This window comes from Pantoea sp. LS15 (assembly GCF_012241585.1).
Taxonomy (GTDB): Bacteria; Pseudomonadota; Gammaproteobacteria; order Enterobacterales; family Enterobacteriaceae; genus Enterobacter.
In genome coordinates this window covers 124,284-145,643 of sequence record NZ_JAAVXA010000012.1, presented here as the reverse complement: position 1 = coordinate 145,643, position 21,360 = coordinate 124,284, and the positions used below count along the sequence as shown (strand labels likewise).

The 21,360-nt window shown below is 50.5% G+C and carries 18 protein-coding genes; 11 read left to right on the top strand and 7 right to left on the bottom strand.

Features of this window, described 5'->3' with window-relative positions:
• Positions 1-155: 155 nt before the first annotated feature.
• Entirely contained in the window at positions 156-1,544 is a 1,389-nt protein-coding gene (gene pntB / locus HED65_RS17240; RefSeq protein ID WP_114979494.1) for a Re/Si-specific NAD(P)(+) transhydrogenase subunit beta, read from the bottom strand.
• A gap of 10 nt (positions 1,545-1,554) precedes the next feature.
• On the bottom strand, positions 1,555-3,084 hold the full coding sequence (pntA, locus tag HED65_RS17235) for a Re/Si-specific NAD(P)(+) transhydrogenase subunit alpha (protein ID WP_114979493.1): 1,530 nt from the start codon (positions 3,082-3,084) through the stop codon (positions 1,555-1,557).
• Positions 3,085-3,619: 535 nt separating this feature from the next.
• Here pntA and ydgH point away from each other — a divergent pair.
• From ydgH to folM, 3 genes are all read left to right on the top strand, one after another.
• Positions 3,620-4,564: a DUF1471 family protein YdgH gene (gene ydgH / locus HED65_RS17230; protein ID WP_114979492.1), complete on the top strand. Its 945-nt coding sequence runs from the start codon at positions 3,620-3,622 to the stop codon at positions 4,562-4,564.
• Positions 4,565-4,749: 185 nt separating this feature from the next.
• Positions 4,750-6,132: an amino acid permease gene (locus tag HED65_RS17225; RefSeq protein ID WP_114979491.1), complete on the top strand. Its 1,383-nt coding sequence runs from the start codon at positions 4,750-4,752 to the stop codon at positions 6,130-6,132.
• Positions 6,133-6,171: 39 nt separating this feature from the next.
• Positions 6,172-6,894, top strand: coding sequence for a dihydromonapterin reductase (gene folM, locus HED65_RS17220; RefSeq protein WP_114979490.1), 723 nt, complete (start codon positions 6,172-6,174; stop codon positions 6,892-6,894).
• Here folM and HED65_RS17215 read toward each other — a convergent pair.
• A complete protein-coding gene (locus HED65_RS17215) occupies positions 6,891-7,226 on the bottom strand; it encodes a GlpM family protein (protein WP_028017326.1) in 336 nt (111 codons plus the stop codon). The two genes, folM and HED65_RS17215, sit on opposite strands and share 4 nt — an antisense overlap.
• 128 nt (positions 7,227-7,354) lie before the next feature.
• On the opposite strand from HED65_RS17215, the gene rstA reads away from it, so the two are divergent.
• The 3 genes from rstA (at position 7,355) to tus (ending at position 10,397) form a co-directional block, all read left to right on the top strand.
• A complete protein-coding gene (rstA, locus tag HED65_RS17210; protein WP_114979489.1) occupies positions 7,355-8,071 on the top strand; it encodes a two-component system response regulator RstA in 717 nt (238 codons plus the stop codon).
• 24 nt (positions 8,072-8,095) lie between these two features.
• Positions 8,096-9,394 carry a two-component system sensor histidine kinase RstB gene (rstB, locus tag HED65_RS17205; protein WP_114979488.1) on the top strand — a complete coding sequence of 433 codons (1,299 nt, stop codon included), beginning with the start codon at positions 8,096-8,098 and terminating at the stop codon, positions 9,392-9,394.
• A 73-nt stretch (positions 9,395-9,467) separates the two neighbouring features.
• Positions 9,468-10,397 (top strand): DNA replication terminus site-binding protein, encoded by a 930-nt coding sequence (tus, locus tag HED65_RS17200; RefSeq protein ID WP_114979487.1) that lies wholly within the window; start codon positions 9,468-9,470, stop codon positions 10,395-10,397.
• Here the strand turns inward: tus and fumC are convergent, their stop codons facing one another.
• Together fumC and fumA are read right to left on the bottom strand one after the other, a co-directional pair.
• Entirely contained in the window at positions 10,398-11,792 is a 1,395-nt protein-coding gene (gene fumC, locus HED65_RS17195; RefSeq protein WP_114979486.1) for a class II fumarate hydratase, read from the bottom strand. It lies immediately after the preceding gene.
• 137 nt (positions 11,793-11,929) lie between these two features.
• Complete coding sequence (gene fumA, locus HED65_RS17190) at positions 11,930-13,576, bottom strand: class I fumarate hydratase FumA (RefSeq protein ID WP_114979485.1); 1,647 nt, start codon at positions 13,574-13,576, stop codon at positions 11,930-11,932.
• 197 nt (positions 13,577-13,773) lie between these two features.
• On the opposite strand from fumA, the gene manA reads away from it, so the two are divergent.
• Positions 13,774-14,949: a mannose-6-phosphate isomerase gene (manA, locus tag HED65_RS17185; RefSeq protein WP_114979484.1), complete on the top strand. Its 1,176-nt coding sequence runs from the start codon at positions 13,774-13,776 to the stop codon at positions 14,947-14,949.
• 99 nt (positions 14,950-15,048) lie between these two features.
• Positions 15,049-16,581, top strand: coding sequence for a YdgA family protein (locus tag HED65_RS17180; RefSeq protein WP_114979483.1), 1,533 nt, complete (start codon positions 15,049-15,051; stop codon positions 16,579-16,581).
• Positions 16,582-16,697: 116 nt separating this feature from the next.
• Here HED65_RS17180 and HED65_RS17175 read toward each other — a convergent pair whose 3' ends face one another.
• Positions 16,698-17,150, bottom strand: a complete 453-nt coding sequence (locus tag HED65_RS17175; protein ID WP_114979482.1) for a hypothetical protein — start codon at positions 17,148-17,150, stop codon at positions 16,698-16,700.
• Positions 17,151-17,669: 519 nt separating this feature from the next.
• Between HED65_RS17175 and HED65_RS17170 the strand changes: the two genes are divergently transcribed.
• Both HED65_RS17170 and HED65_RS17165 read left to right on the top strand, forming a co-directional pair.
• Positions 17,670-17,957 carry a DUF3892 domain-containing protein gene (locus HED65_RS17170; RefSeq protein ID WP_114979481.1) on the top strand — a complete coding sequence of 96 codons (288 nt, stop codon included), beginning with the start codon at positions 17,670-17,672 and terminating at the stop codon, positions 17,955-17,957.
• Between the two features lie 44 nt (positions 17,958-18,001).
• Entirely contained in the window at positions 18,002-19,027 is a 1,026-nt protein-coding gene (locus HED65_RS17165; RefSeq protein ID WP_114979480.1) for an FRG domain-containing protein, read from the top strand.
• Between the two features lie 45 nt (positions 19,028-19,072).
• On the opposite strand, the gene HED65_RS17160 is transcribed toward HED65_RS17165, so the two are convergent.
• Complete coding sequence (locus tag HED65_RS17160; RefSeq protein WP_114979479.1) at positions 19,073-19,585, bottom strand: terminase small subunit; 513 nt, start codon at positions 19,583-19,585, stop codon at positions 19,073-19,075.
• 475 nt (positions 19,586-20,060) lie between these two features.
• Between HED65_RS17160 and HED65_RS17155 the strand changes: the two genes are divergently transcribed.
• The gene (locus tag HED65_RS17155) at positions 20,061-21,233 is read left to right on the top strand and encodes a hypothetical protein (RefSeq protein WP_114979478.1); all 1,173 of its coding nucleotides are present in this window, start codon (positions 20,061-20,063) and stop codon (positions 21,231-21,233) included.
• The last annotated feature ends 127 nt before the right edge of the window (positions 21,234-21,360 follow it).

The following is a 21,360-nucleotide window of genomic DNA, read 5'->3' as shown; positions in this document are numbered from 1 at the left end:
TGCACCGTCACCACTGTTCAGATAGTGGAGAACAACTTTCTGCTTGAATTCAGATGAATATTTTTTTCTGCCCATTGAAACGCAAAACCCCTAATCATTGGATGTCCAACTTTCGGGGTTCACTTCAAGTTGGCGGCTTTTTCATTTAGTACAACTTACAGCGCTTTCAGAATCGCATCCACGCTGGCTTTGGCATCGCCAAACAGCATATGGGTGTTCTCTTTGAAGAACAGCGGGTTCTGAACCCCGGCATAGCCAGTGTTCATGGAGCGTTTGAAGACAATGACGTTCTGCGCCTTCCACACTTCCAGAACCGGCATACCGGCGATTGGGCTACGCGGATCATCCTGTGCCGCCGGGTTAACGGTGTCGTTGGCACCGATGACCAGCACGGTGTCGGTCTCGGCGAAATCATCGTTGATCTCGTCCATTTCCAGCACGATGTCGTAAGGCACTTTCGCTTCCGCCAGCAGTACGTTCATGTGACCAGGCAGACGCCCTGCCACCGGGTGAATACCAAAGCGAACCTTGATCCCCCGCGCACGCAGTTTCTCAGTGATCTCCGCGACCGGATACTGAGCCTGTGCTACCGCCATACCATAGCCTGGGGTGATAATGACTGAATGCGAGTTTTTCAGCATATCAGCAGTATCTTCCGCGCTAATCTCGCGGTGCTCGCCCACTTCTTCGTCAGAACCCGTCGAGGAACCATCAGAACCAAAACCACCGGCGATAACGCTGATGAACGAACGGTTCATCGCTTTACACATGATGTAAGACAGGATCGCACCGGAAGAACCCACCAGCGCACCGGTGACGATCAGCAGGTCGTTGCTCAGCATAAAACCTGCCGCCGCTGCTGCCCAACCGGAGTAGGAGTTCAGCATGGAGACGACCACTGGCATATCCGCACCACCGATGGAGGCCACCAGATGCCAGCCGAATGCCAGCGCAATAATGGTCATCACCAGCAACGCCAGTACCTGCAAGCCCACGCTTTCGGTACGCACGAAGACCACCAGCAGCACAAACGACACCACCAGCGCCGCCAGGTTCAGCTTATGACGGTTTGGCAGCATCAGCGGTTTAGAGGAGATCTTCCCGCGCAGTTTACCGAACGCGACAATGGAACCGGTGAAGGTGACCGCACCGATGAAGATACCGAGGAATACTTCCGTCAGGTGGATATTCACCAGAATCGGTTCCAGACCCGGGGTGTGGTACAAGTAGCTGTTGAAGCCCACCAGCACCGCCGCCAGACCGACAAAACTGTGCAGAATCGCAACCAGCTCCGGCATCTCGGTCATTTCAACGCGTTTCGCCAGGCGAATACCAATCGCACCACCGATGATCATCGCCACCAGGATCCACGCAACGTTGCCGGTGTCCGGCCCGAAGATAGTGGCAATCAGTGCAATCGCCATCCCGGCGATACCAAAGTTATTACCCTGCTGAGACGTTTCGTGTTTGGAAAGTCCCGCCAGACTGAAAATAAACAGGATTGCAGCAACAATGTATGCGGCTGTCACTAATCCTCCAGACATATGCTACCCCTTAGCCTTTACGAAACATTTTCAGCATGCGCTGAGTCACGGTGAAACCACCGAAAATATTGATACTGGCGATCAACACCGCAACAAAACTCAGGAAGCTGATCCAGCCGCCGTGACCAATCTGCAGTAACGCCCCAACCACGATAATCCCCGAGATGGCGTTGGTGACCGACATCAGTGGTGTGTGCAAGGCATGGGAAACGTTCCACACCACGTAGTAACCCACCACGCAGGAGAGCGCGAAGACGGTAAAGTGGCCAAGGAACTCTTTCGGCGCAACGTTAGCCAGCCAGCCGAACAGAATAATAGCCAGCGCCATGATCGCGTATTTGCGCCACGGAGAAGCAGGTTTGGCAGGTTCTTTAGGTTCTGGCGCCGCTTTCGGTGCAGCCTGAGGCTGAGCAGAAACCTGAATAGGTGGCGCAGGCCAGGTGATTTCACCTTCACGAACCACGGTAACGCCACGTACGACCACATCGTCGAAATCAACGGTGACGTTGCCATCTTTCTCTTTGCAGAGCAGTTTCAGCAGGTTAACGAGGTTAGTGCCGTACAACTGAGAAGACTGCGTTGGCAGACGGCCTGGCAGATCGGTATAACCGATCACCTTCACGCCGTTCGCGGTCGTTGTCACCTGATTCGGGACGGTATATTCACAGTTACCGCCGTTTTGCGCCGCCAGGTCGACAATCACGCTGCCAGGCTTCATGGAATCCACCATTTCACGAGTGATCAGCTTCGGCGCTGGTTTACCCGGGATCAGAGCGGTGGTCACAATAATGTCGACATCTTTCGCCTGTGCGGCGAAGAGTTCCATTTCCGCTTTGATAAAGGCTTCAGACATGACCTTGGCGTAGCCATCACCGCTGCCCGCTTCTTCCTTGAAGTCCAGTTCAAGGAATTCGGCACCCATACTTTGTACCTGTTCCTTAACCTCAGGACGGGTATCAAACGCGCGCACGATAGCCCCGAGGCTATTTGCTGCACCGATTGCAGCAAGACCCGCAACGCCTGCGCCAATCACCATCACTTTCGCCGGAGGGACTTTACCTGCCGCAGTGATTTGACCGGTAAAGAAACGACCAAATTCGTGGGCCGCTTCAACAATGGCGCGATAGCCCGCGATGTTTGCCATAGAGCTTAACGCGTCCAGCGACTGCGCACGCGAAATTCGTGGTACAGAATCCATGGCCATTACGGTCACGCCACGTGCCGCCAGCTTCTCCATCAGCTCAGGATTTTGCGCAGGCCAGATGAAACTCACCAGCGTCGTACCTGGATTGAGCAGCGAAATCTCACTCTCTTCCGGTGCGTTCACCTTCAGAATCACAGGTGACTGCCAGACTTCAGCACTGTCCACCACTTCCGCGCCAGCCTGGATGAAGGCTTCGTCATCGAAACTCGCCAGTTTGCCTGCGCCGCTTTCAACCGCGACGGTAAAACCCAGTTTAAGCAGTTGCTCCACCGTTTTCGGTGTTGCCGCTACGCGGGTTTCATTGGCTAACCGTTCTTTTGGTACCCCAATACGCATAGTTTTCCCTTCCATCGGTTTTTGATGATGGTTTGTCGATAAATGCCCGCGGTTTGTATCAATTTTCACCATCGCGATAGCGACGAGATATGATTAACCCCGGAAAATAAAACAGTAACAAACTGTCTATAACCTACTGAAAATAGCGCCCGTGATCTACCGCCAGAAAACACTATTTCTTACTTTATCTGTGAAAAATAAGCGATCGGCGTCACTGACAGTGATATTTACCTTAAATTCATCCTCGAAGCCGATAAATCGCGCAAGCGAAGCGGTAAAAACATGATATAGCGCCATAAGAGAACAAGTTATTAACATTAAATTAACTTGTAAAAGTCATAAGCTTTATCAGTTTTACTTGTCAAACGCCTGTTTTTTCAACATATCACTAAATGTTATCGAATTCGGTGATTCAGTAAGCACTGGCAGTGAAAAATGCCGCAGACAGCGACAGGTTTTAAATGCCATAATCGGGACCGTCTCAAATTAACAACAATACCAGTACATGGTTTGCGCAAGGCGAAGGATTATTTTTATGAAGCTTAAGAACACACTCCTGGCGTCCGCACTTCTCTGTGCGACCACCCTGTCTGCAAATGCCGCAACAGAGTTAACGCCAGAGCAAGCGGCAGCGTTAAAACCTTTTGACCATACGGTCATTGTGGGTCGCTACAATTCCATTGGCGATGCCGTTGCCGCCGCGTCAAAAGCCGCCGATAAAAATGGTGCGGCCTCGTTTTACGTCATTGACCAGTCTGATTATGGCAACAGCGGTAATCAGCGCGTAACCATTGCGCTGTTCAAAGACAATGCACCGAAAGCTGATGCACCGAAAAACCGCGTGATTAATGGCATCGTTGAACTACCAAAAGATCAAGCGATCGCATTGGAACCTTATGACACCGTCACCGTTCAGGGCTTCTATCGCAGCCAGCCTGAAGTAAACGATGCCATCACCAAAGCGGCGAAAGAGAAAGGTGCGTACTCTTTCTATATCGTGCGTCAGGTGGATGCTAACCAGGGCGGCAACCAGCGCATTACCGCGTTCATCTATAAAGAAGATGCGAAAAAACGTGTTCTGCAAAGCCCGGATGTTATCCCGGCTGATTCCGAAGCAGGCCGCGCGGCAATAGCGAAAGGCGGTGAGGAAGCGAAGAAGGTTGAAATCCCTGGCGTAGCAACCTCTGCTGCACCAAGCGCTGAAGTGGGCCGTTTCTTCGAAACGCAATCCACGAAAGGTGGCCGTTATTCTGTGACGCTGCCAGACGGTACCAAAATTGAAGAGCTGAACAACGCCACTGCTGCGCAGATGGTGCCGTTCGACAGCATCAAGTTCACCGGCAACTACGGCAACATGACGGAAGTCTCTTATCAGGTCGCGAAGCGTGCGGCGAAGAAAGGGGCGAAATACTACCACATCACCCGCCAGTGGCAGGAACGTGGCAACAACGTGACGATCAGCGCCGATCTCTACAAGTAACAAAATCATTGATCAAAGGCGGCGCAATGCCGCCTTTTTTTGTTACTTTTTTTGAATTTCTGCCACACGTCATTGCATGCTTTCGTTACACTCCGTAAAATCCCGCGCCTTAGTGTGATCCACCATTTTTATGCGCCTGTGCGAAATAATTATTCTGGATTTGGACTTTTCATAACAGGAAGCCAATGGAAAAGAAACTTGGCCTGAGTGCTCTGACTGCACTCGTTTTAAGCTCAATGCTGGGTGCGGGCGTATTCAGTTTACCGCAGAACATGGCGGCGGTGGCAAGCCCAGCCGCACTCCTTATTGGCTGGGGTATCACCGGTGTTGGGATATTGCTGCTGGCGTTCGCAATGTTACTGCTGACCCGCATCCGACCGGATCTGGACGGTGGGATTTTCACCTATGCACGTGAAGGTTTTGGTGAGCTGATTGGCTTCTGCTCCGCATGGGGATACTGGTTATGCGCGGTTATCGCCAACGTCTCCTATCTGGTGATCGTCTTCTCGGCGCTGAGTTTCTTTACCGACACGCCTGAGCTGCGTCTCTTTGGCGATGGTAACACCTGGCAGTCTATTGTGGGTGCCTCGGTACTGCTGTGGTTCGTTCACTGGCTGGTTTTACGTGGCGTACAAACAGCAGCCAGTATTAACCTCGTGGCTACCCTCGCGAAGCTGGTCCCGCTAGGTCTGTTTATCGTGCTGGCCTTTATTGCGTTCCGTATGGACGTATTTAAGCTCGATTTCACAGGCGTTGCGTTGGGCGTACCTGTCTGGGAGCAGGTGAAAAACACGATGCTCATTACCCTGTGGGTGTTTATCGGTGTTGAAGGCGCGGTCGTGGTTTCCGCCCGGGCACGTAATAAACGCGATGTGGGCCGTGCAACTCTGCTGGCCGTAATGGCCGCGCTGGGGGTCTATCTGCTGGTCACGCTGCTGTCGCTGGGCGTGGTAGCACGTCCTGAGCTGGCCGGGATGCGTAACCCATCAATGGCAGGGCTGATGGTAAAAATGCTCGGTCCCTGGGGTGATGTGGTGATTGCTGCGGGGCTGATCATCTCCGTCTGTGGCGCTTACCTGAGCTGGACCATTATGGCCGCTGAAGTCCCGTTCCTGGCCTCCACGCACAAAGCGTTTCCACGCCTGTTTGCCCGTCAGAACAAAAACAGTGCGCCGTCCGCATCACTCTGGCTGACTAACATCAGCGTGCAGGTCTGTCTGGTGCTGATCTGGCTCACAGGTTCTGACTATAACACTCTGCTGACCATCGCCTCAGAGATGATTCTGGTACCCTATTTCTTAGTGGGCGCGTATTTGTTAAAAATTGCCACACGCCCGGCGCACTATGTTGTGGGTGTCGGAGCCTGTATTTACGGTCTGTGGTTGTTGTATGCTTCCGGGCCTATGCATTTGCTGCTGTCTGTAGTGTTATATGCACCGGGTTTGCTGGTGTTTATCTATGCACGCCGCACGCATCAGCTGGAAAACGCACTTAAACGCCGCGAGATGGCCTTAATCGGACTGTTACTGGTTGCAGCTTTACCGGCAACCTGGATGTTAATGGGATAGCATCGCCTTTCCCATTGTTGAACTGTAAAGGAGAATACGATGGGAAATGCACAGCTTCGCCCAATACTGATTACCGGTGGAGGCCGCCGTATCGGCCTCGCCCTTGCCCATCATTTTCTCAACCTTCGCCATCCGGTCATCGTCAGTTATCGTACTGAATATCCCTCCATCGAAGGATTACGAAAAGCAGGGGCTGTTTGCATTCAGGCGGATTTTTCGACCGATGAAGGCATTCTGGCCTTTGCGGATAAAGTGAAGTCCACCACGACGGGGCTGCGTGCCATTATCCATAACGCCAGTGCATGGCGAGCCGAAAAGCCCGGCACATCGCTCAGCGAAACGCTCTCTGCCATGTTACAGATCCACGTTAATACGCCCTATTTGCTTAATCACGCGCTGCAGGATCTGCTGCGCGGCCACGGGCATGCTGCGGGCGACATTATCCATTTCACCGATTATGTGGTGGAGCGAGGCAGCGACAAGCACATTGCCTATGCAGCCAGTAAAGCCGCGCTGGATAACATGACGCGCTCGTTTGCCCGCAAACTCGCGCCCGAAGTGAAGGTAAATGCCATCGCCCCGGCAATGATTTTATTTAACGAAACAGATGATGCGGAGTATCGTCAGCAGGCGCTGAACAAGTCGCTGATGAAAATTGCCCCAGGCGAAAAAGAGGTGATTGACCTTGTGGATTATCTGCTCACCAGTTGCTACGTCACCGGCAGAACCTTTGCCGTAGACGGGGGTCGACCACTGCGCTAGTGAAAGCGACTCCAGAAGAAGATTAACACCCAGGCGCTGAGCCCCCAGCAGACCACTGCCCCGCTCAGCGCCAGGGGAAGTCGCAGAAAACCGGTGAAATACCAGAGCGATAACAGGTAGAGGAAATACGGGATAATAGACCACATGCCAAACACGATGGTCGTTCGCAATGCTTCTGTGCCCCGTTCAGAGGCCACAATATAGTGTGCAATGAGCGCAAAAGTCGGGAAGAGTGGGATCAGCCCGGCAATATAATAATTTTTGGTTTTAGCCAGGATGCCAATCAATAACACCACCAGCGCACCAAGTGCGGCCTTAATCACCAGCCCCATACTTTTCCCTATAACAATCAAGTAACAATATGAGTCAGAATAACGGAACTGACGCTAATTTTGAAAGATTAATGGAAGGTTAAGGTTCTGCGGTGTATGTTGGCATTTTTCACGATAACAGACGTTGTATGAATAAGATTGTTTATGTTGAAGACGAACCCGAAGTCGGGCAATTGATTGCCGCCTATCTGGGTAAACATGATATGGACGTCATTGTTGAGCCTCGTGGCGATCGCGCCGAAGAGGTTGTCGTGCGTGAAAACCCGGACCTTGTCCTCCTGGATATCATGTTGCCAGGGAAAGACGGCATGACGCTCTGTCGTGACCTTCGCGCCCGCTGGGAGGGGCCAATCGTCCTGCTCACTTCACTGGACAGCGATATGAACCATATTCTGTCGCTGGAGATGGGTGCCAATGACTACATTCTGAAAACTACCCCCCCTGCCGTTCTGCTCGCGCGCCTGCGTCTTCATTTACGCCAGCACGCCAGCATCGAACGCGAAGCGCCAGCTCCGTCACTGACACCTCACAAAGCGATGCGTTTTGGTACGCTTTCCATTGATCCGATTAATCGTCAGGTACTGCTTTCCGACGAGCTTATTGCGCTCTCGACCGCAGATTTTGACCTGCTTTGGGAGCTGGCAACCCATGCCGGGCAAATCATGGATCGCGATGCGCTGCTGAAAAACCTGCGTGGGGTGAGTTATGACGGCATGGATCGCAGCGTTGATGTTGCGATATCGCGTCTGCGCAAAAAGTTGCAGGATAACGCTACCGAGCCGTACCGCATTAAAACCGTGCGTAACAAGGGCTATCTGTTTGCTCCGCACGCCTGGGAAACCTGATTATTTCATCATCCGGAATCGTTAATGAAAAAGCTGTTTGTGCAGTTTTATCTTCTGCTGTTTGTCTGCTTCCTGGTGATGACCATGCTGGTCGGGCTGGTCTATAAATTCACCGCCGAACGTGCAGGCAGGCAGTCGCTGGACGATCTGATGAAAAGCTCGCTGTATCTGATGCGCAGCGAGCTGAGAGAAATCCCGCCCCACGACTGGGCGAAAACTCTGAAAGAGCTGGATCTGAACCTGTCGTTTGATTTACGCATCGAGCCGTTGAAAGATTTCGATCTGGACGCGCCCACCATGCAACGTCTGCGCGACGGGGACATTGTTGCGCTGGATGAGAAATATACCTTTATCCAGCGCATTCCGCGCAGCCATTACGTGTTGGCTGTCGGGCCGGTGCCCTACCTCTATTATCTGCACCAGATGCGTCTGCTGGATATGGCGCTGATGGCCTTTATCGCCATTTCACTCGCGTTTCCTGTCTTTATCTGGATGCGACCACACTGGCAAGACATGCTGAAACTGGAATCCGCCGCACAGCGTTTTGGCGAGGGACATTTTACCGAACGTATTCACTTCGACAGCGGTTCCAGCTTTGAACGTCTGGGTGTGGCCTTTAACCAGATGGCCGATAACATCAATGCCCTTATCGCCAGTAAGAAGCAGTTGATCGACGGGATTGCACACGAACTGCGGACGCCGCTGGTTCGCCTGCGCTATCGTCTGGAGATGAGCGAGAATCTGACGGAAGCGGAATCTCAGGCTCTGAATCGCGATATTGGCCAGCTTGAAGCGCTGATTGAAGAACTGCTGACCTACGCGCGCCTCGACCGCCCGCAGAACGAACTGAACCTCAGCACGCCGGATCTGCCTGACTGGCTGCAAACTCACATTGATGATGTGCAGAGCGTGAACCCGCAGCGCACGCTGTTGACCCGCGTTACCCCAGGTGATTATGGCGCGCTCGATATGCGCCTGATGGAGCGCGTGCTGGACAACCTGATCAACAACGCCATGCGTTACAGCGAAAGCACATTGCAGATTAGCCTGGATTTGCAGGGCAATCAGGCCAGCCTGACGGTAGAAGACGACGGGCCGGGAATTGCCCCGGAAGCACGAGAAACCGTGTTTGAACCGTTTGTGCGCCTGGATCCCAGCCGCGACCGCGCTACCGGGGGATGTGGTCTGGGGCTGGCGATTGTCTACTCTATCGCACAGGCGATGGGCGGAACGGTGCATTGCGAGGAGAGCGAACTCGGTGGTGCGCGCTTCTGCTTTAGCTGGCCGCTTTACCATAACATCGCCCTTCCCGTTCCTGCCTGACCTAAACCGCACGCTGGCCTGACCCGGCGTGCTGTGCTATATGATAAGTATGTTGTAACTAATGAGTGTATTTATGGCGACTTACGATCTCATCGAAAGGCTCAACAGCACCTTTCGCGAAATAGAACATGAGTTACTCACGCTGACAGAACGTTTGCAGACCTGCCGCCTGCTGGCCGCGCGCGTCTTTACCCTACCGGATGTGGCCAAAGGGGCAGAACATGATCCGCTGGATACCATCGACGTGAAACAGCACATCGGCAAAGCCGCATTTGAACTGGCACTAAAACATTATCGTCACCTATTTATTCAGCAGCAGTCAGAACAACGCAGCAGTAAGGCGGCCGTTCGCCTGCCAGGCGTGATCTGCCTGCAAACCGATGCGACAACGCGTGAGGCGCTGGAAAGTCAGATTACGTATATCAATAACCTGAAAGCGGCATTTGAAAAGATCATCACTGAAGAGTCAGGCCTGGCCCCTGCCGCCCGGTTCGAGTGGGTGCATCGTCAGCTTCCCGGGTTGATTACCCTGAATGCCTACCGCACGCTGACGGTGCTGCGCCATCCCGCCACGCTGCGCTTCGGCTGGGCCAACAAGCACATCATTAAAAACTTCACCCGGGATGAGATTCTGGCGCAGCTGGAAAAAAGTCTGAAGACACCGCGCACCGTGGCACCGTGGTCGCGGGAACAGTGGATTGAACGCCTCGAACAGGAGTACCACAGCATCGCCTCACTACCGGCGGACACACGCCTCAAGATTAAGCGTCCGGTGAAGGTGCAGCCTATCGCCCGCGTCTGGTATTCCGGTCAGCAAAAACAGGTGCAGTATGCCTGTCCGACACCGCTGATCGCGCTTTATGATGCCGATCAGGGTGCTATCGTGCCGGATATCGGTGAACTCCTGAATTATGATGCTGAAAATATCCAGCACCGTTACCGACCTCAGGCGCAGCCGCTGCAGTTGATTATTCCGCGGCTGCACCTGTATGTGGCGGGATAATTATTTCAGACTGCCGACCATCGCCTCCGGACGAACCCAGGCGTCAAATTCCGCCTCCGTCAGGTAGCCCAGCGCCAGGGCGGAGGCTTTCAGCGTCAGACCCTCTTTATGCGCTTTTTTGGCGATCTCAGCGGCTTTATCGTAGCCAATATGGGTATTGAGCGCGGTCACCAGCATCAAAGACTCGTTGAGCAGCTGGCTGATGCGCTCGTGGTTTGGCTCAATACCTACCGCACAGTGCTCGTTAAAGCTCGCCATCCCGTCCGCCAGCAGGCGAATGGATTGCAGAACGTTGTGGATCACCATTGGGCGATAGACGTTCAGCTCGAAGTTGCCGGATGCGCCTCCCATGTTAACGGCCACATCGTTGCCCATCACCTGACAGCAAAGCATAGTCATGGCTTCGCACTGGGTCGGGTTCACTTTACCCGGCATGATGGAGCTTCCCGGCTCGTTTTCCGGAATGCTGATTTCACCGATACCGCAGCGCGGACCCGAGGCCAGCCAGCGTACGTCGTTGGCAATTTTCATCAGCGAGGCCGCCAGCCCTTTCAGCGCGCCATGGGTATGGACCAGCGCATCGCAGGTCGCCAGTGCTTCGAACTTATTAGGTGCCGTCACAAACGGTTGCCCGGTCGTGGCGGCAAGCTCCTCAGCCACGCGCACCGCGTATTCAGGGTGAGTATTTAGCCCGGTCCCCACAGCCGTACCACCGAGCGCCAGCTCCGCCAGATGTGGCAGGCTGTATTCAATGTGCTTCAGGTTATGCTCCAGCATCGCCACCCAGCCGGAAATCTCCTGGCCGAGGGTCAGCGGCGTAGCGTCCTGAAGGTGGGTGCGACCAATTTTGACGATATCGCGGAAAGCCTGCGCTTTTTCGTCGAGGGTCTTTTTCAGCACATTCAGCTGCGGGATAAGCTGCTCGTGAAGAGCGATGACCGCCGCCACGTGCATTGCCGTCGGGAACACGTCGTTAGAGCTTTGGCTCTTGTTCACGTCATCATTCGGGTGAACCTTACGCTCCATGCCACGCACGCCGCCCAGCAGCTCACTTGCGCGGTTTGCCAGCACTTCGTTCATGTTCATGTTGCTTTGCGTGCCGGAACCGGTCTGCCAGATGGCGAGAGGAAATTCGTCGGGATGCTTGCCCGCCAGCACTTCGTCGGCGGCATTCATGATGGCGGTGGCCTTGTCTGCCGTCAGCAGGCCTAAATCCTGGTTGACTTTAGCGGCTGCGCGTTTGGTGAGCGCCAGCGCCTGAATCAGCGAGACGGGCATTTTCTCGGTCGAAATGCGGAAATGTTCAAGTGAACGCTGGGTTTGCGCGCCCCATAGCTTGTCAGCCGGGACGGCAATGGCGCCCATCGAGTCTTTCTCATGGCGTACCGTTGTCATTACTTACTCCTTGATTACAAAGATGGGATTGCTCACATGCTTAAGAGATAAGTATTGATGACTTCTGAGAAACGATATGGCGCTTTGTGCGCTCTTTTTTAGTGTCGGGTGGCGTTGACGCCACCCGGCTTTTTATCTTACTTCACACACGCCGAACACTGGGAAGACTGGATCTGTTTGAAGAAGTCGTTACCTTTGTCATCCACAAGGATAAACGCCGGGAAATCTTCCACTTCAATTTTCCAGATCGCTTCCATACCCAGTTCCGGGTATTCCACGCATTCCAGGCTCTTGATGCTGCCCTGCGCCAGCACGGCAGCCGGGCCGCCGATACTGCCCAGATAGAAACCGCCATGCTTGTGGCAGGCATCCGTCACCTGCTGGCTACGGTTGCCTTTCGCCAGCATGATCATGCTGCCGCCGTTGGCCTGCAGCTGGTCAACGTACGAGTCCATACGGCCTGCCGTGGTTGGGCCTAACGAGCCGGAAGCATAACCTTCTGGCGTTTTCGCCGGGCCTGCGTAGTAGATTGGGTGATCTTTAATGTACTGCGGCAGCCCTTCGCCGTTGTCCAGACGCTCTTTCAGCTTCGCGTGGGCGATGTCGCGTCCGACGATAATCGTGCCGTTCAGGGAGAGACGCGTCGACACCGGATACTGCGAAAGCTGTGCCAGGATCTCTTTCATCGGACGGTTCAGATCAACGCGAACCGCTTCACCCTCACCTGCTTTACGCAGTTCTTCCGGAATGTATTTCCCTGGGTTGTTTTCCAGTTTTTCGATCCACACACCTTCGCGGTTGATCTTGGCCTTGATGTTGCGATCCGCAGAGCAGGACACGCCCATCCCGACCGGGCAGGATGCGCCGTGACGCGGCAGACGGATCACGCGTACATCGTGGGCAAAGTATTTGCCGCCAAACTGCGCCCCCAGGCCCAGATTACGCGCTTCTTCCAGCAATTCCTGCTCTAGCTGCACGTCGCGGAACGCCTGGCCGTGCTCGTTCCCTTCCGTTGGCAGGCCATCGTAGTATTTGGTTGAGGCCAGCTTCACGGTTTTCAGCGTGCTTTCAGCCGACGTACCGCCAATCACAAACGCGATGTGGTACGGCGGGCACGCCGCGGTGCCGAGCGTACGCATTTTCTCAACCAGGTAGTTCTTCAGCTTGCCCGGGGTGAGCAGCGCTTTAGTCTCCTGGTAGAGATAGGTTTTGTTGGCTGAACCGCCGCCTTTGGCGATGCAGAGGAATTTGTACTCGTCACCGTCCACGCTATAGAGGTCAATCTGCGCAGGCAGGTTGGTGCCGGTGTTAACCTCTTTGTACATATCCAGCGCCGCGTTTTGCGAATAGCGCAGGTTATCTTCGGTGTAGGTGTTGTAGACGCCATGCGCCAGGGCAGCTTCATCACCGCCGCCGGTCCAGACGCGCTGGCCTTTTTTACCGACAATGATCGCCGTGCCAGTATCCTGGCAGGTCGGCAGAACGCCTTTGGCTGCGATATCGGAGTTACGCAGGAATTGCAGGGCAACGTATTTATCGTTCTCGCTGGCCTGCGGATCGCTCAGGATATCGGCAACCTGCTGCTGATGCGCAGGGCGGAGCATAAACGAGGCGTCATGGAACGCATGCTGCGCCAGCAACGTCAGCGCCTGCGGGTCCACCTTGAGGATCTCCTGGCCTTCAAACTCTGAGACGGAGACGTGATCGCGGGTTAACAGGTAATACTCGGTCTGATCCTTACTCAGCGGGAAAGGATCCTGATAATGAAAGGGTTTATTCGACATTGTTCTCTCACTTACTGCTTCAGTCTGATTATTTGGGCAGATGTTCCGCTGCCCGCTTAAAAGCGAGTCAGCTTATCCTACACAATTTTTTAACAAAAACTGAGACTAGTACGACTTTTTACATCCGCAGGTTACTTCCACGTGGTTTATTGCTTTAATACCCGGAGTTAATTCCACATTTGAATCAGGGCTTGATAATGCAAAAACTCATTAACTCAGTGCAAAACTACGCCTGGGGAAGTAAAACTGCGTTAACGGATCTCTACGGTATCGCGAACCCGAACAACCTGCCGATGGCAGAACTGTGGATGGGGGCGCACCCGAAGAGCAGCTCAAAAATTGAAGATGCCAGCGGCCAGGTTCGCTCTCTGCGCGACGTCATTGATGCCGATAAAGGCGCGCTGCTGGGCGACAAAGTTGCCAGCCGTTTTGGTGAGTTGCCGTTCCTGTTTAAAGTACTGTGCGCCGACCAGCCGCTCTCCATCCAGGTTCACCCGAACAAGAAAGCCTCTGAGATTGGTTTCGCCAAAGAGAACGCCGCAGGCATTCCGTTAGATGCTGCCGAGCGTAACTACAAAGATCCTAACCATAAACCGGAGCTGGTCTTTGCGCTGACCCCGTTCCTGGCGATGAATGCGTTCCGCGAGTTTTCAGAGATCATTTCCCTGCTGCAACCTGTCGCAGGTGCCAACAAGGCCATCGCCCACTTCCTCAATAACCCGAACGCAGACGCACTGAGCCAGCTTTTTGCCAGCCTGCTTAACATGCAGGGTGAAGAGAAATCACACGCACTGGCGGTGCTGAAAGCGGCACTGAACACGCAGCAAGGTGAGCCGTGGGAGACTATCCGCCTGATTTCCGAATTCTACCCGGACGACAGCGGTCTGTTCTCTCCGCTGCTGCTGAACGTGGTGAAGCTGAACCCGAGCGAAGCGATGTTCCTGTTTGCCGAAACGCCTCACGCCTATCTGCAGGGTGTCGCTCTGGAGGTAATGGCCAACTCCGACAACGTGCTGCGCGCGGGTCTGACGCCGAAATACATCGATATTCCTGAGCTGGTTGCCAATGTGCAGTTCGTGGCGAAACCTGCCGGAGAGCTGCTGACTCAACCGGTGAAAAACGGCGCAGAGCTGGACTTCCCTATCCCGGTTGAGGATTTTGCTTTCTCACTACACGACCTGAGCCAGACAGAAGCGACCATCGCACAGGAGAGCGCGGCGATCCTGTTCTGCGTAGAGGGCGAAGCGGTGCTGCATAAGGGAGAACAGCGTCTGGTGCTCAAGCCGGGCGAATCGGCTTTCGTTGCGGCCAATGAATCTCCGGTTAGCATTAGCGGTAAAGGCCGCCTGGCGCGCGTTTTTAATAAGCTATAGGGACTTACTGAATTTTTTAACAACTCTTGCTAAGCTAGTTGCTGGTTTTATATCTCCGGGCGGTGTCTACCGCCTGGTTTCATTTTAGGGATAGTCGCAATGAAAAAATCGGTCGTAGCGGTTGGAGTGATTGTAGCGTTAGGCGTGGTCTGGACAGGTGCCTCCTGGTTTACCGGGAAACAGCTGGAAGGCCGTCTGGCTGAGATGGTGGCACAGGCTAACAGCGAGCTTAAACGCAACGCGCCGGAAGCCGGTCTTGAGCTGAGCTACCAGAATTATCAGCGCGGTGTATTCACCAGCCATATGCAGGTTGTGGTGAAGCCGGTTACCGGTTCTGAAAACGGCTGGCTGAAACCGGGCCAGAGTGTGGTGCTGGATGAGGTCGTAAGCCACGGTCCGTTGCCTCTGGCGCAGTTGAAGTCCTTTAACCTGATCCCGTCAATGGCATCCGTTCACACCGTACTGGTGAACAACGACCTGACCAAACCGCTGTTTGACCTGGCAAAGAATGAATCACCTTTCGAGATTAACACCCGCATCAGCTATGCCGGTGACACGAGTTCTGATATTACCCTGAAAGCGCTGAACTACGAGAAAGAGAATGAGAAAGTTGCCTTTAGCGGCGGTAACTTCAAGCTGGATGCTGACCGCGACGGAAACGTGTTCTCCCTGACGGGTGAAGCGGAAAGTGGCCTGGTCAATGCCGTAAACGAATACAACCAAAAAGTTCAGCTCACCTTTAATAATCTGAAAGCCGACGGTAATAGCCGAATGACTGATTTTAAAGAGCGTATCGGCGATCAAAAACTCTCAATTGCTAAGATTGCAATTGCGGTTGAAGGCAAGGAGATGGCCGTACTGGAAGGTATGGATGTCGATGGTAAATCTGACGTCTCCAAAGACGGTAAGAGTATCAATACTCAACTGGATTACACGCTGAAGAGCCTGAAAGTGCAGAATCAGGATCTGGGAACCGGCAAACTCTCACTGAAGATCGGCAATATCGACGGTCAGGCATGGCATGAGTTTAGCCAGAAATACAGCAAAGAGAGCCAGGCGCTGCTGACCGATACCGCTCTGCAGCAAAACCCGGAAGAGTATCAGCAGCAGGCGATAGCGGTGCTGTTCAATAACCTGCCAATCCTGCTGAAAGGCGAGCCGGTGATAACCGTTGCACCGCTGAGCTGGAAAAACAGCAAAGGTGAAACCAACTTCAACCTGTCTCTGTTCCTGAAAGATCCGGCAACCGCCACGGGTGAACCGCAAACGCTGGCGCAGGAAGTCGATCGCAGCGTGAAGTCTCTCGACAGCAAGCTGACCATCCCTATGGAGATGGCAACCGAGTTTATGACACAGATTGCGAAGCTTGAAGGCTACGGCGACGAAGACGCCGGCAAGCTGGCGAACCAGCAGGTGAAAGGCCTGGCGGCGATGGGCCAGATGTTCCGCATTACCAAAGTGGAAAACAACACGATTTCCACCAGCCTGCAGTACGCCAACGGCCAGGTAACGCTTAACGGTGACAAGATGCCACTGGAGGATTTTGTCGGCATGTTTGGTATGCCTGCTCTGGGGGCGCCGGAACCGGCTGAACCTGCAGCGCCAGCCGAACCTGCAGCACCTCAACAGTAAACGACAAAACCCCTCGAATGAGGGGTTTTTTATTGCCAGGTGAAGCTGACGCTTACAAGGCCTACGATTCCAATCCGTTGTAGGCCCGTGCAAGCGCAGCGCCGCCGGGCGAGACCTCAGCGCGGCAGGTAAGGTTCTCTGACAAAGTCAGCCAGGAGATAAATCAGGTCATGCAATAAGCCAGCAAGTTCCTGCGAAACGGCGTTTGCCAGAGTCTGACTCAACAAGGCCTGATTCAGTGCCTGAGCATATCCCACCAGCATCGCCGTATCTTGCCAGCAATCCGGAACACAGGATTGTGCAGGTAACGCGGTACTCAGTCGCTCTACCAGATGAGGCGGTAAATCTTCATCGCATCGGTTTTTTAGCTCATCGAGATTAAAAGCCAGACGGCCACACAGCGCTAAGCGCTCTGCTTTGTCGTGGGTTTCCAGCAGCACGTTAACAAAAGCGCAGCAGCAATCAGTCAGTTCAAAGAGATCCAACGTTGAGGGTATCGGCAGGTCAAGAAGTTGGCTCGTAATACTGTCAGTAGATTGAGGGTTAGCAAGAGTTGGGATCGTAGCCATAGGCAGCCTCCGTGTGATGTTTTAAGGCCACCGTCTAAGTTTCCACGCTCAGAGGGTGGCGGCGCTGACAGGGGTGGAAACTGAATCACACGGTCTTCAGCCAGTCTTTCGACTGCCCTATCAGCGCCACCGTTGATTTTACAAGGATATGCGCCGCCCCGACACTAAAACTGTGTCGTCGTGTGATGGTTCAGGTTTCCACGCCTGACTGCGGAATTTGCCGCAGTGGTTGTACTGTAAGAGATATGTGGGTGGAAAGAAATAATGGTCTTTGGTTTACATGAGGTTTCTTACGGGATTGCGAGCATGCTTCCAGATCATGGATAACCTATTCGGTTACCTGGGTCAAATATGAACGTATGAGATTGACTGAAAACAAAAAAGATACTAAAAAAAGAGTAAGTTGCTCTCTTGCAACACAGACTGTAATACAATGCTCTCATATGTGCTTACTAGAACTTTGAATTTTAACTAATCAGTTTAGTTTTTTTCCCTTCACATAGCGATAAGGAGATTCATATGACTGATGTACGTATCACATGCATTACACTCTCTGATACTAATGCTATTCACGAGCATATTACTCATGTAGGCAGCCCTCAATTCAACCCAAAAGGGAGCAAATGGACAGTTGCGCAAGTTATTGCGGCTATTGAAAAAAATGAGCATACGTTTCATGTAACTGATGCATACGGCAACACAGCCTATGTTGGCGTTGTAGATCCCAGAGATGGTCGAAAGAAATTTATTCGAACTTATGCCGATGGAAAATGGAACAACAATCTTCTTTCTTTACCACAATGCTAAAATCATTGGGGCAAAAGCCCCTTAAATAACTCAAGAAGATAAACATGCTGAATAAAGAAGACGTCCTCAAAAAGCACATTGAAATAAACATTGAGACAGCACAAGACTTTCTGAGCTATTTCTCACCGTATTTAAATAAAGAATTTGACTTCAGAAACTTTATTTTCAGAGGACATGGGAATGCAAATCATAAACTAATCCCATCGGTTCTAAGAAGAGACCGCTCAATAATTAAAAGAATTCAAGCAATGAGTGCCAGGATATCAATAACTGAAACAGATTTGTTGTTCGAATCAAAGCAAATCCAAGCCGAAACAGCCATACTTAGGCAGTTTTATAAGATATCCAATAGAAATGGGTTATTTACCCCACCTACAGAACGTTGGTTTAAGGATGACATTCATTTAGTTACAAATCAATTTGTGGTTGCTGATCGTCATGATGATGAAGAATGGCTACCAAAAGAATTATTAGAGCTTGCAGCCTTAGCTCAACATTATGGTATCCCAACCAGACTTATGGATTGGACACACGATGCGCTGACAGCATGTTTTTTTGCTTGTACTTCTGAAGTTGAAAGCAAAGAGGATTTATGTGTTTGGGCTATGAATGCCAACTGGATAACTTTGTTGAAAAAATCCGGAAAAGTAAACAAAATAAACTTCTTTACACCAAACTATAAAAACAATGATAATGTGACGGCACAAAAAGGTCTTTTCACATATTGCTCGTCAACTCTTAAACGAAATATTTTCCCAAGAGAAGTTTTCTTACTTCCACATGAACAGAGGGATATTGTATTAGGTCAAAAAGACAAAGTTGACACCAGGCCATTGGACGAAGTTGTGTTTGATGAGCTAACAAGAAGTTCAAATACAAATCTTGGAGATGAACCGCTTTTTATAAAAGTCACATTACCAAACTCCCAGCGAATGGAACTATATCGGATGTTAATATTAATGGGGTATGACTACCCTCGTATCTATCCAGGGTATCATGGTGTTGCAAATCATTTAGACTTCCTCAAAAACATCGAGGATGAAATATTACGCCAACAATTTCTCTTGTAGAAAATGATGCATCGCTATCATATGTGATGCATCAAGAACTATAGATCATTTGCCCTTCTGATTTTCGTCCATATACCTTTCAGCCATTTCTGGTATTTCACCTGAAATATGTGAAGCTCGATTCATCGACTTACTGAGCCCCTTTTTAATTGAGTCCAGATACCGTTTTTCCATACCTGGAAACTGTCGACTGATAGCTAGAGGGAGACTATCCATAATTGCTCCGACTTCTCCAGCTAATTTTGATAAGGCATATGTAGTGGATGCCGTATCAATCACCTCCCTTGTTTCACGGGCGCTCTTCAACTCCTGTGCATCTGCCTGAGCATTAGTAAGTCGTATTCGGGCTTTCAAAATTTCAGCATCATCTATGTCACCACCCTGCTCCATAATTTTACTCAGTTCATTTTCAACCCTGTGACTTACAACGTTTGTCACATCATAAAACGCTTCTCGCCCAACACGCTTTACTGGTTCTACGTCCCATTTGTCGAAAGCCGTTACACAGACCTTACAGCTTTTCGCCATATTCTTCTTGTTGAGCAGATGCTGGGTCATTTGTACCTCTGTATTATTTTTAACTACGCATGTGGCTGTATTGTTGTAGGAATGATATTTAAAATCATTTAGCTATAAAGAATAACAACTCCACCACCTCAGAAAAACTCACAAATAGCGTTTTTTCGCGAGGTCGCCACAACGTAGTAAGCCAAACTACCCGAAAGGACTCGCGCATTTTCGTCGGGTCAATCGGGCTCGCCCAACAAGCCGATCAGTTTGCTTTTGCCGTCCTGGGCCTGTCGGCGAATTAGTTCAACCTTGAAGCGTAGTGATGCATCTGGTTCAGCTCACATCACGTGAATTAATTTAATTATTAAAAAAATCGAGTGAATTTAATAATGAAGCTAACAAACCAGAAAGAGGCCTATCAACTGCAGATAATGAATTGATAGAAAACAAAATATTTCCTTGCAGAATAACTCACAAGTTGTACCATATATGAACATGGATTAGCACACATAGTGAGAGATAAATGTTTAAAGGATTGAATGATTTTAGTAGTCAAGCATATTTTACAGAGGCGGGAAACCCATTAGAGATATCATTCGACTCCGTAGAGTTTGATTTAAATGATATAAAAATTAAATGTTATGGCTTACCATTATTAAAAGATGAAATTAGCAAAGATTACTATTTCCCAGACAAAAGTAAGATGGTTATACATAGCTATGTCATGGATGCCCTAGAACAAAATAAAACAGGAGTAATTATAACACCCAAGACTAATCTGACACAAAAAAGATACCCCTATTGTGTTGATTTAAATTTCAGTTACTCATCAATAGACTATGAATTCATTCCGGGCCTAGTACGTGAATGGAATGTCGGTTTTCTAACCCCTATTTTCTTTAATATAGATGTTTTAAATAAATACTCTCAATCCCCAAATTATACACTTGATCTTTTTTCTGCAACATATGGTAACATTCATAGTAAATTGGATGACTGGATCATAAGTTTCGGCATTAATAAAAACCAAAAAGTCATTATGTGGCTTGGGGATATAGATGAATTACCTAAAAAAGAGCAACATTATTTATTTTCTGAAAATATCGACAGTGACCACACAATTCACTCAGAATTTTACAATGCCCAGATTGATGTAAGATGGTCTGATCCAAGTATTGAACACAGAGTATTTGAGCTTAGAAAACAAGTCTCTGACAATGCAGCAGAAAAATTTGGCCAACCTATAAACAAGCTTGAGGGAGAGGTTGCCTCAATTATTAGCAATCTTGATAAACCTGTTTTCTGGGAAGATAAACATGTAAGTCCAGTCATTGAGTCATTAAACAGAGTATTTATTGAATCACTTAACGTTGAGTTTTTCAAAAGTGAACTATTAAAAATAAAGAGTAAGGATGATGTAAAAAATCTCAAAGGATTAAAACTGTATTCACTATGGTTAAAAGAATCACTTAAAATTGAAAATGCTGATGGAATAATGCGTCCTTTCTTTGTTCTTTATGACTTTAGAATAATGGTTTGCCATTTACAGTCAGATAAAAGTAAGTCTGAGCAACTTCAGTCTATAAATCAACGATTAGGTATTGAACAAGATAGCATAGACTACGAAAGAATATATAACATTTTATTTGAAAATCTAGAAATTTCATTATCTACTATAATATCTAAAATGCAATAATCAAATTGTGCACATGACTTTTACTCAGTCATGTGCAATTTATACCTAGTTCTTCATCTACTATATACCTCCACACTCAGTAACCATTGTTTAATTTGTATTAACACCACAACTCAGAAAAAAATCA

Bases quoted from the DNA above. Each gene is read 5' to 3' on its own strand.
- HED65_RS17170 (WP_114979481.1), top strand. From the start codon at position 17,670: ATGACTGATGTACGTATCACATGCATTACACTCTCTGATACTAATGCT.
- rstB (WP_114979488.1), top strand. From the start codon at position 8,096: ATGAAAAAGCTGTTTGTGCAGTTTTATCTTCTGCTGTTTGTCTGCTTC.
- HED65_RS17160 (WP_114979479.1), bottom strand. From the start codon at position 19,585: ATGACCCAGCATCTGCTCAACAAGAAGAATATGGCGAAAAGCTGTAAG.
- HED65_RS17165 (WP_114979480.1), top strand. From the start codon at position 18,002: ATGCTGAATAAAGAAGACGTCCTCAAAAAGCACATTGAAATAAACATT.
- HED65_RS17225 (WP_114979491.1), top strand. From the start codon at position 4,750: ATGGAAAAGAAACTTGGCCTGAGTGCTCTGACTGCACTCGTTTTAAGC.
- HED65_RS17175 (WP_114979482.1), bottom strand. From the start codon at position 17,150: ATGGCTACGATCCCAACTCTTGCTAACCCTCAATCTACTGACAGTATT.
- pntB (WP_114979494.1), bottom strand. From the start codon at position 1,544: ATGTCTGGAGGATTAGTGACAGCCGCATACATTGTTGCTGCAATCCTG.
- fumA (WP_114979485.1), bottom strand. From the start codon at position 13,576: ATGTCGAATAAACCCTTTCATTATCAGGATCCTTTCCCGCTGAGTAAG.
- rstA (WP_114979489.1), top strand. From the start codon at position 7,355: ATGAATAAGATTGTTTATGTTGAAGACGAACCCGAAGTCGGGCAATTG.
- HED65_RS17155 (WP_114979478.1), top strand. From the start codon at position 20,061: ATGTTTAAAGGATTGAATGATTTTAGTAGTCAAGCATATTTTACAGAG.
- folM (WP_114979490.1), top strand. From the start codon at position 6,172: ATGGGAAATGCACAGCTTCGCCCAATACTGATTACCGGTGGAGGCCGC.
- ydgH (WP_114979492.1), top strand. From the start codon at position 3,620: ATGAAGCTTAAGAACACACTCCTGGCGTCCGCACTTCTCTGTGCGACC.
- pntA (WP_114979493.1), bottom strand. From the start codon at position 3,084: ATGCGTATTGGGGTACCAAAAGAACGGTTAGCCAATGAAACCCGCGTA.
- HED65_RS17180 (WP_114979483.1), top strand. From the start codon at position 15,049: ATGAAAAAATCGGTCGTAGCGGTTGGAGTGATTGTAGCGTTAGGCGTG.
- tus (WP_114979487.1), top strand. From the start codon at position 9,468: ATGGCGACTTACGATCTCATCGAAAGGCTCAACAGCACCTTTCGCGAA.
- HED65_RS17215 (WP_028017326.1), bottom strand. From the start codon at position 7,226: ATGGGGCTGGTGATTAAGGCCGCACTTGGTGCGCTGGTGGTGTTATTG.
- fumC (WP_114979486.1), bottom strand. From the start codon at position 11,792: ATGACAACGGTACGCCATGAGAAAGACTCGATGGGCGCCATTGCCGTC.
- manA (WP_114979484.1), top strand. From the start codon at position 13,774: ATGCAAAAACTCATTAACTCAGTGCAAAACTACGCCTGGGGAAGTAAA.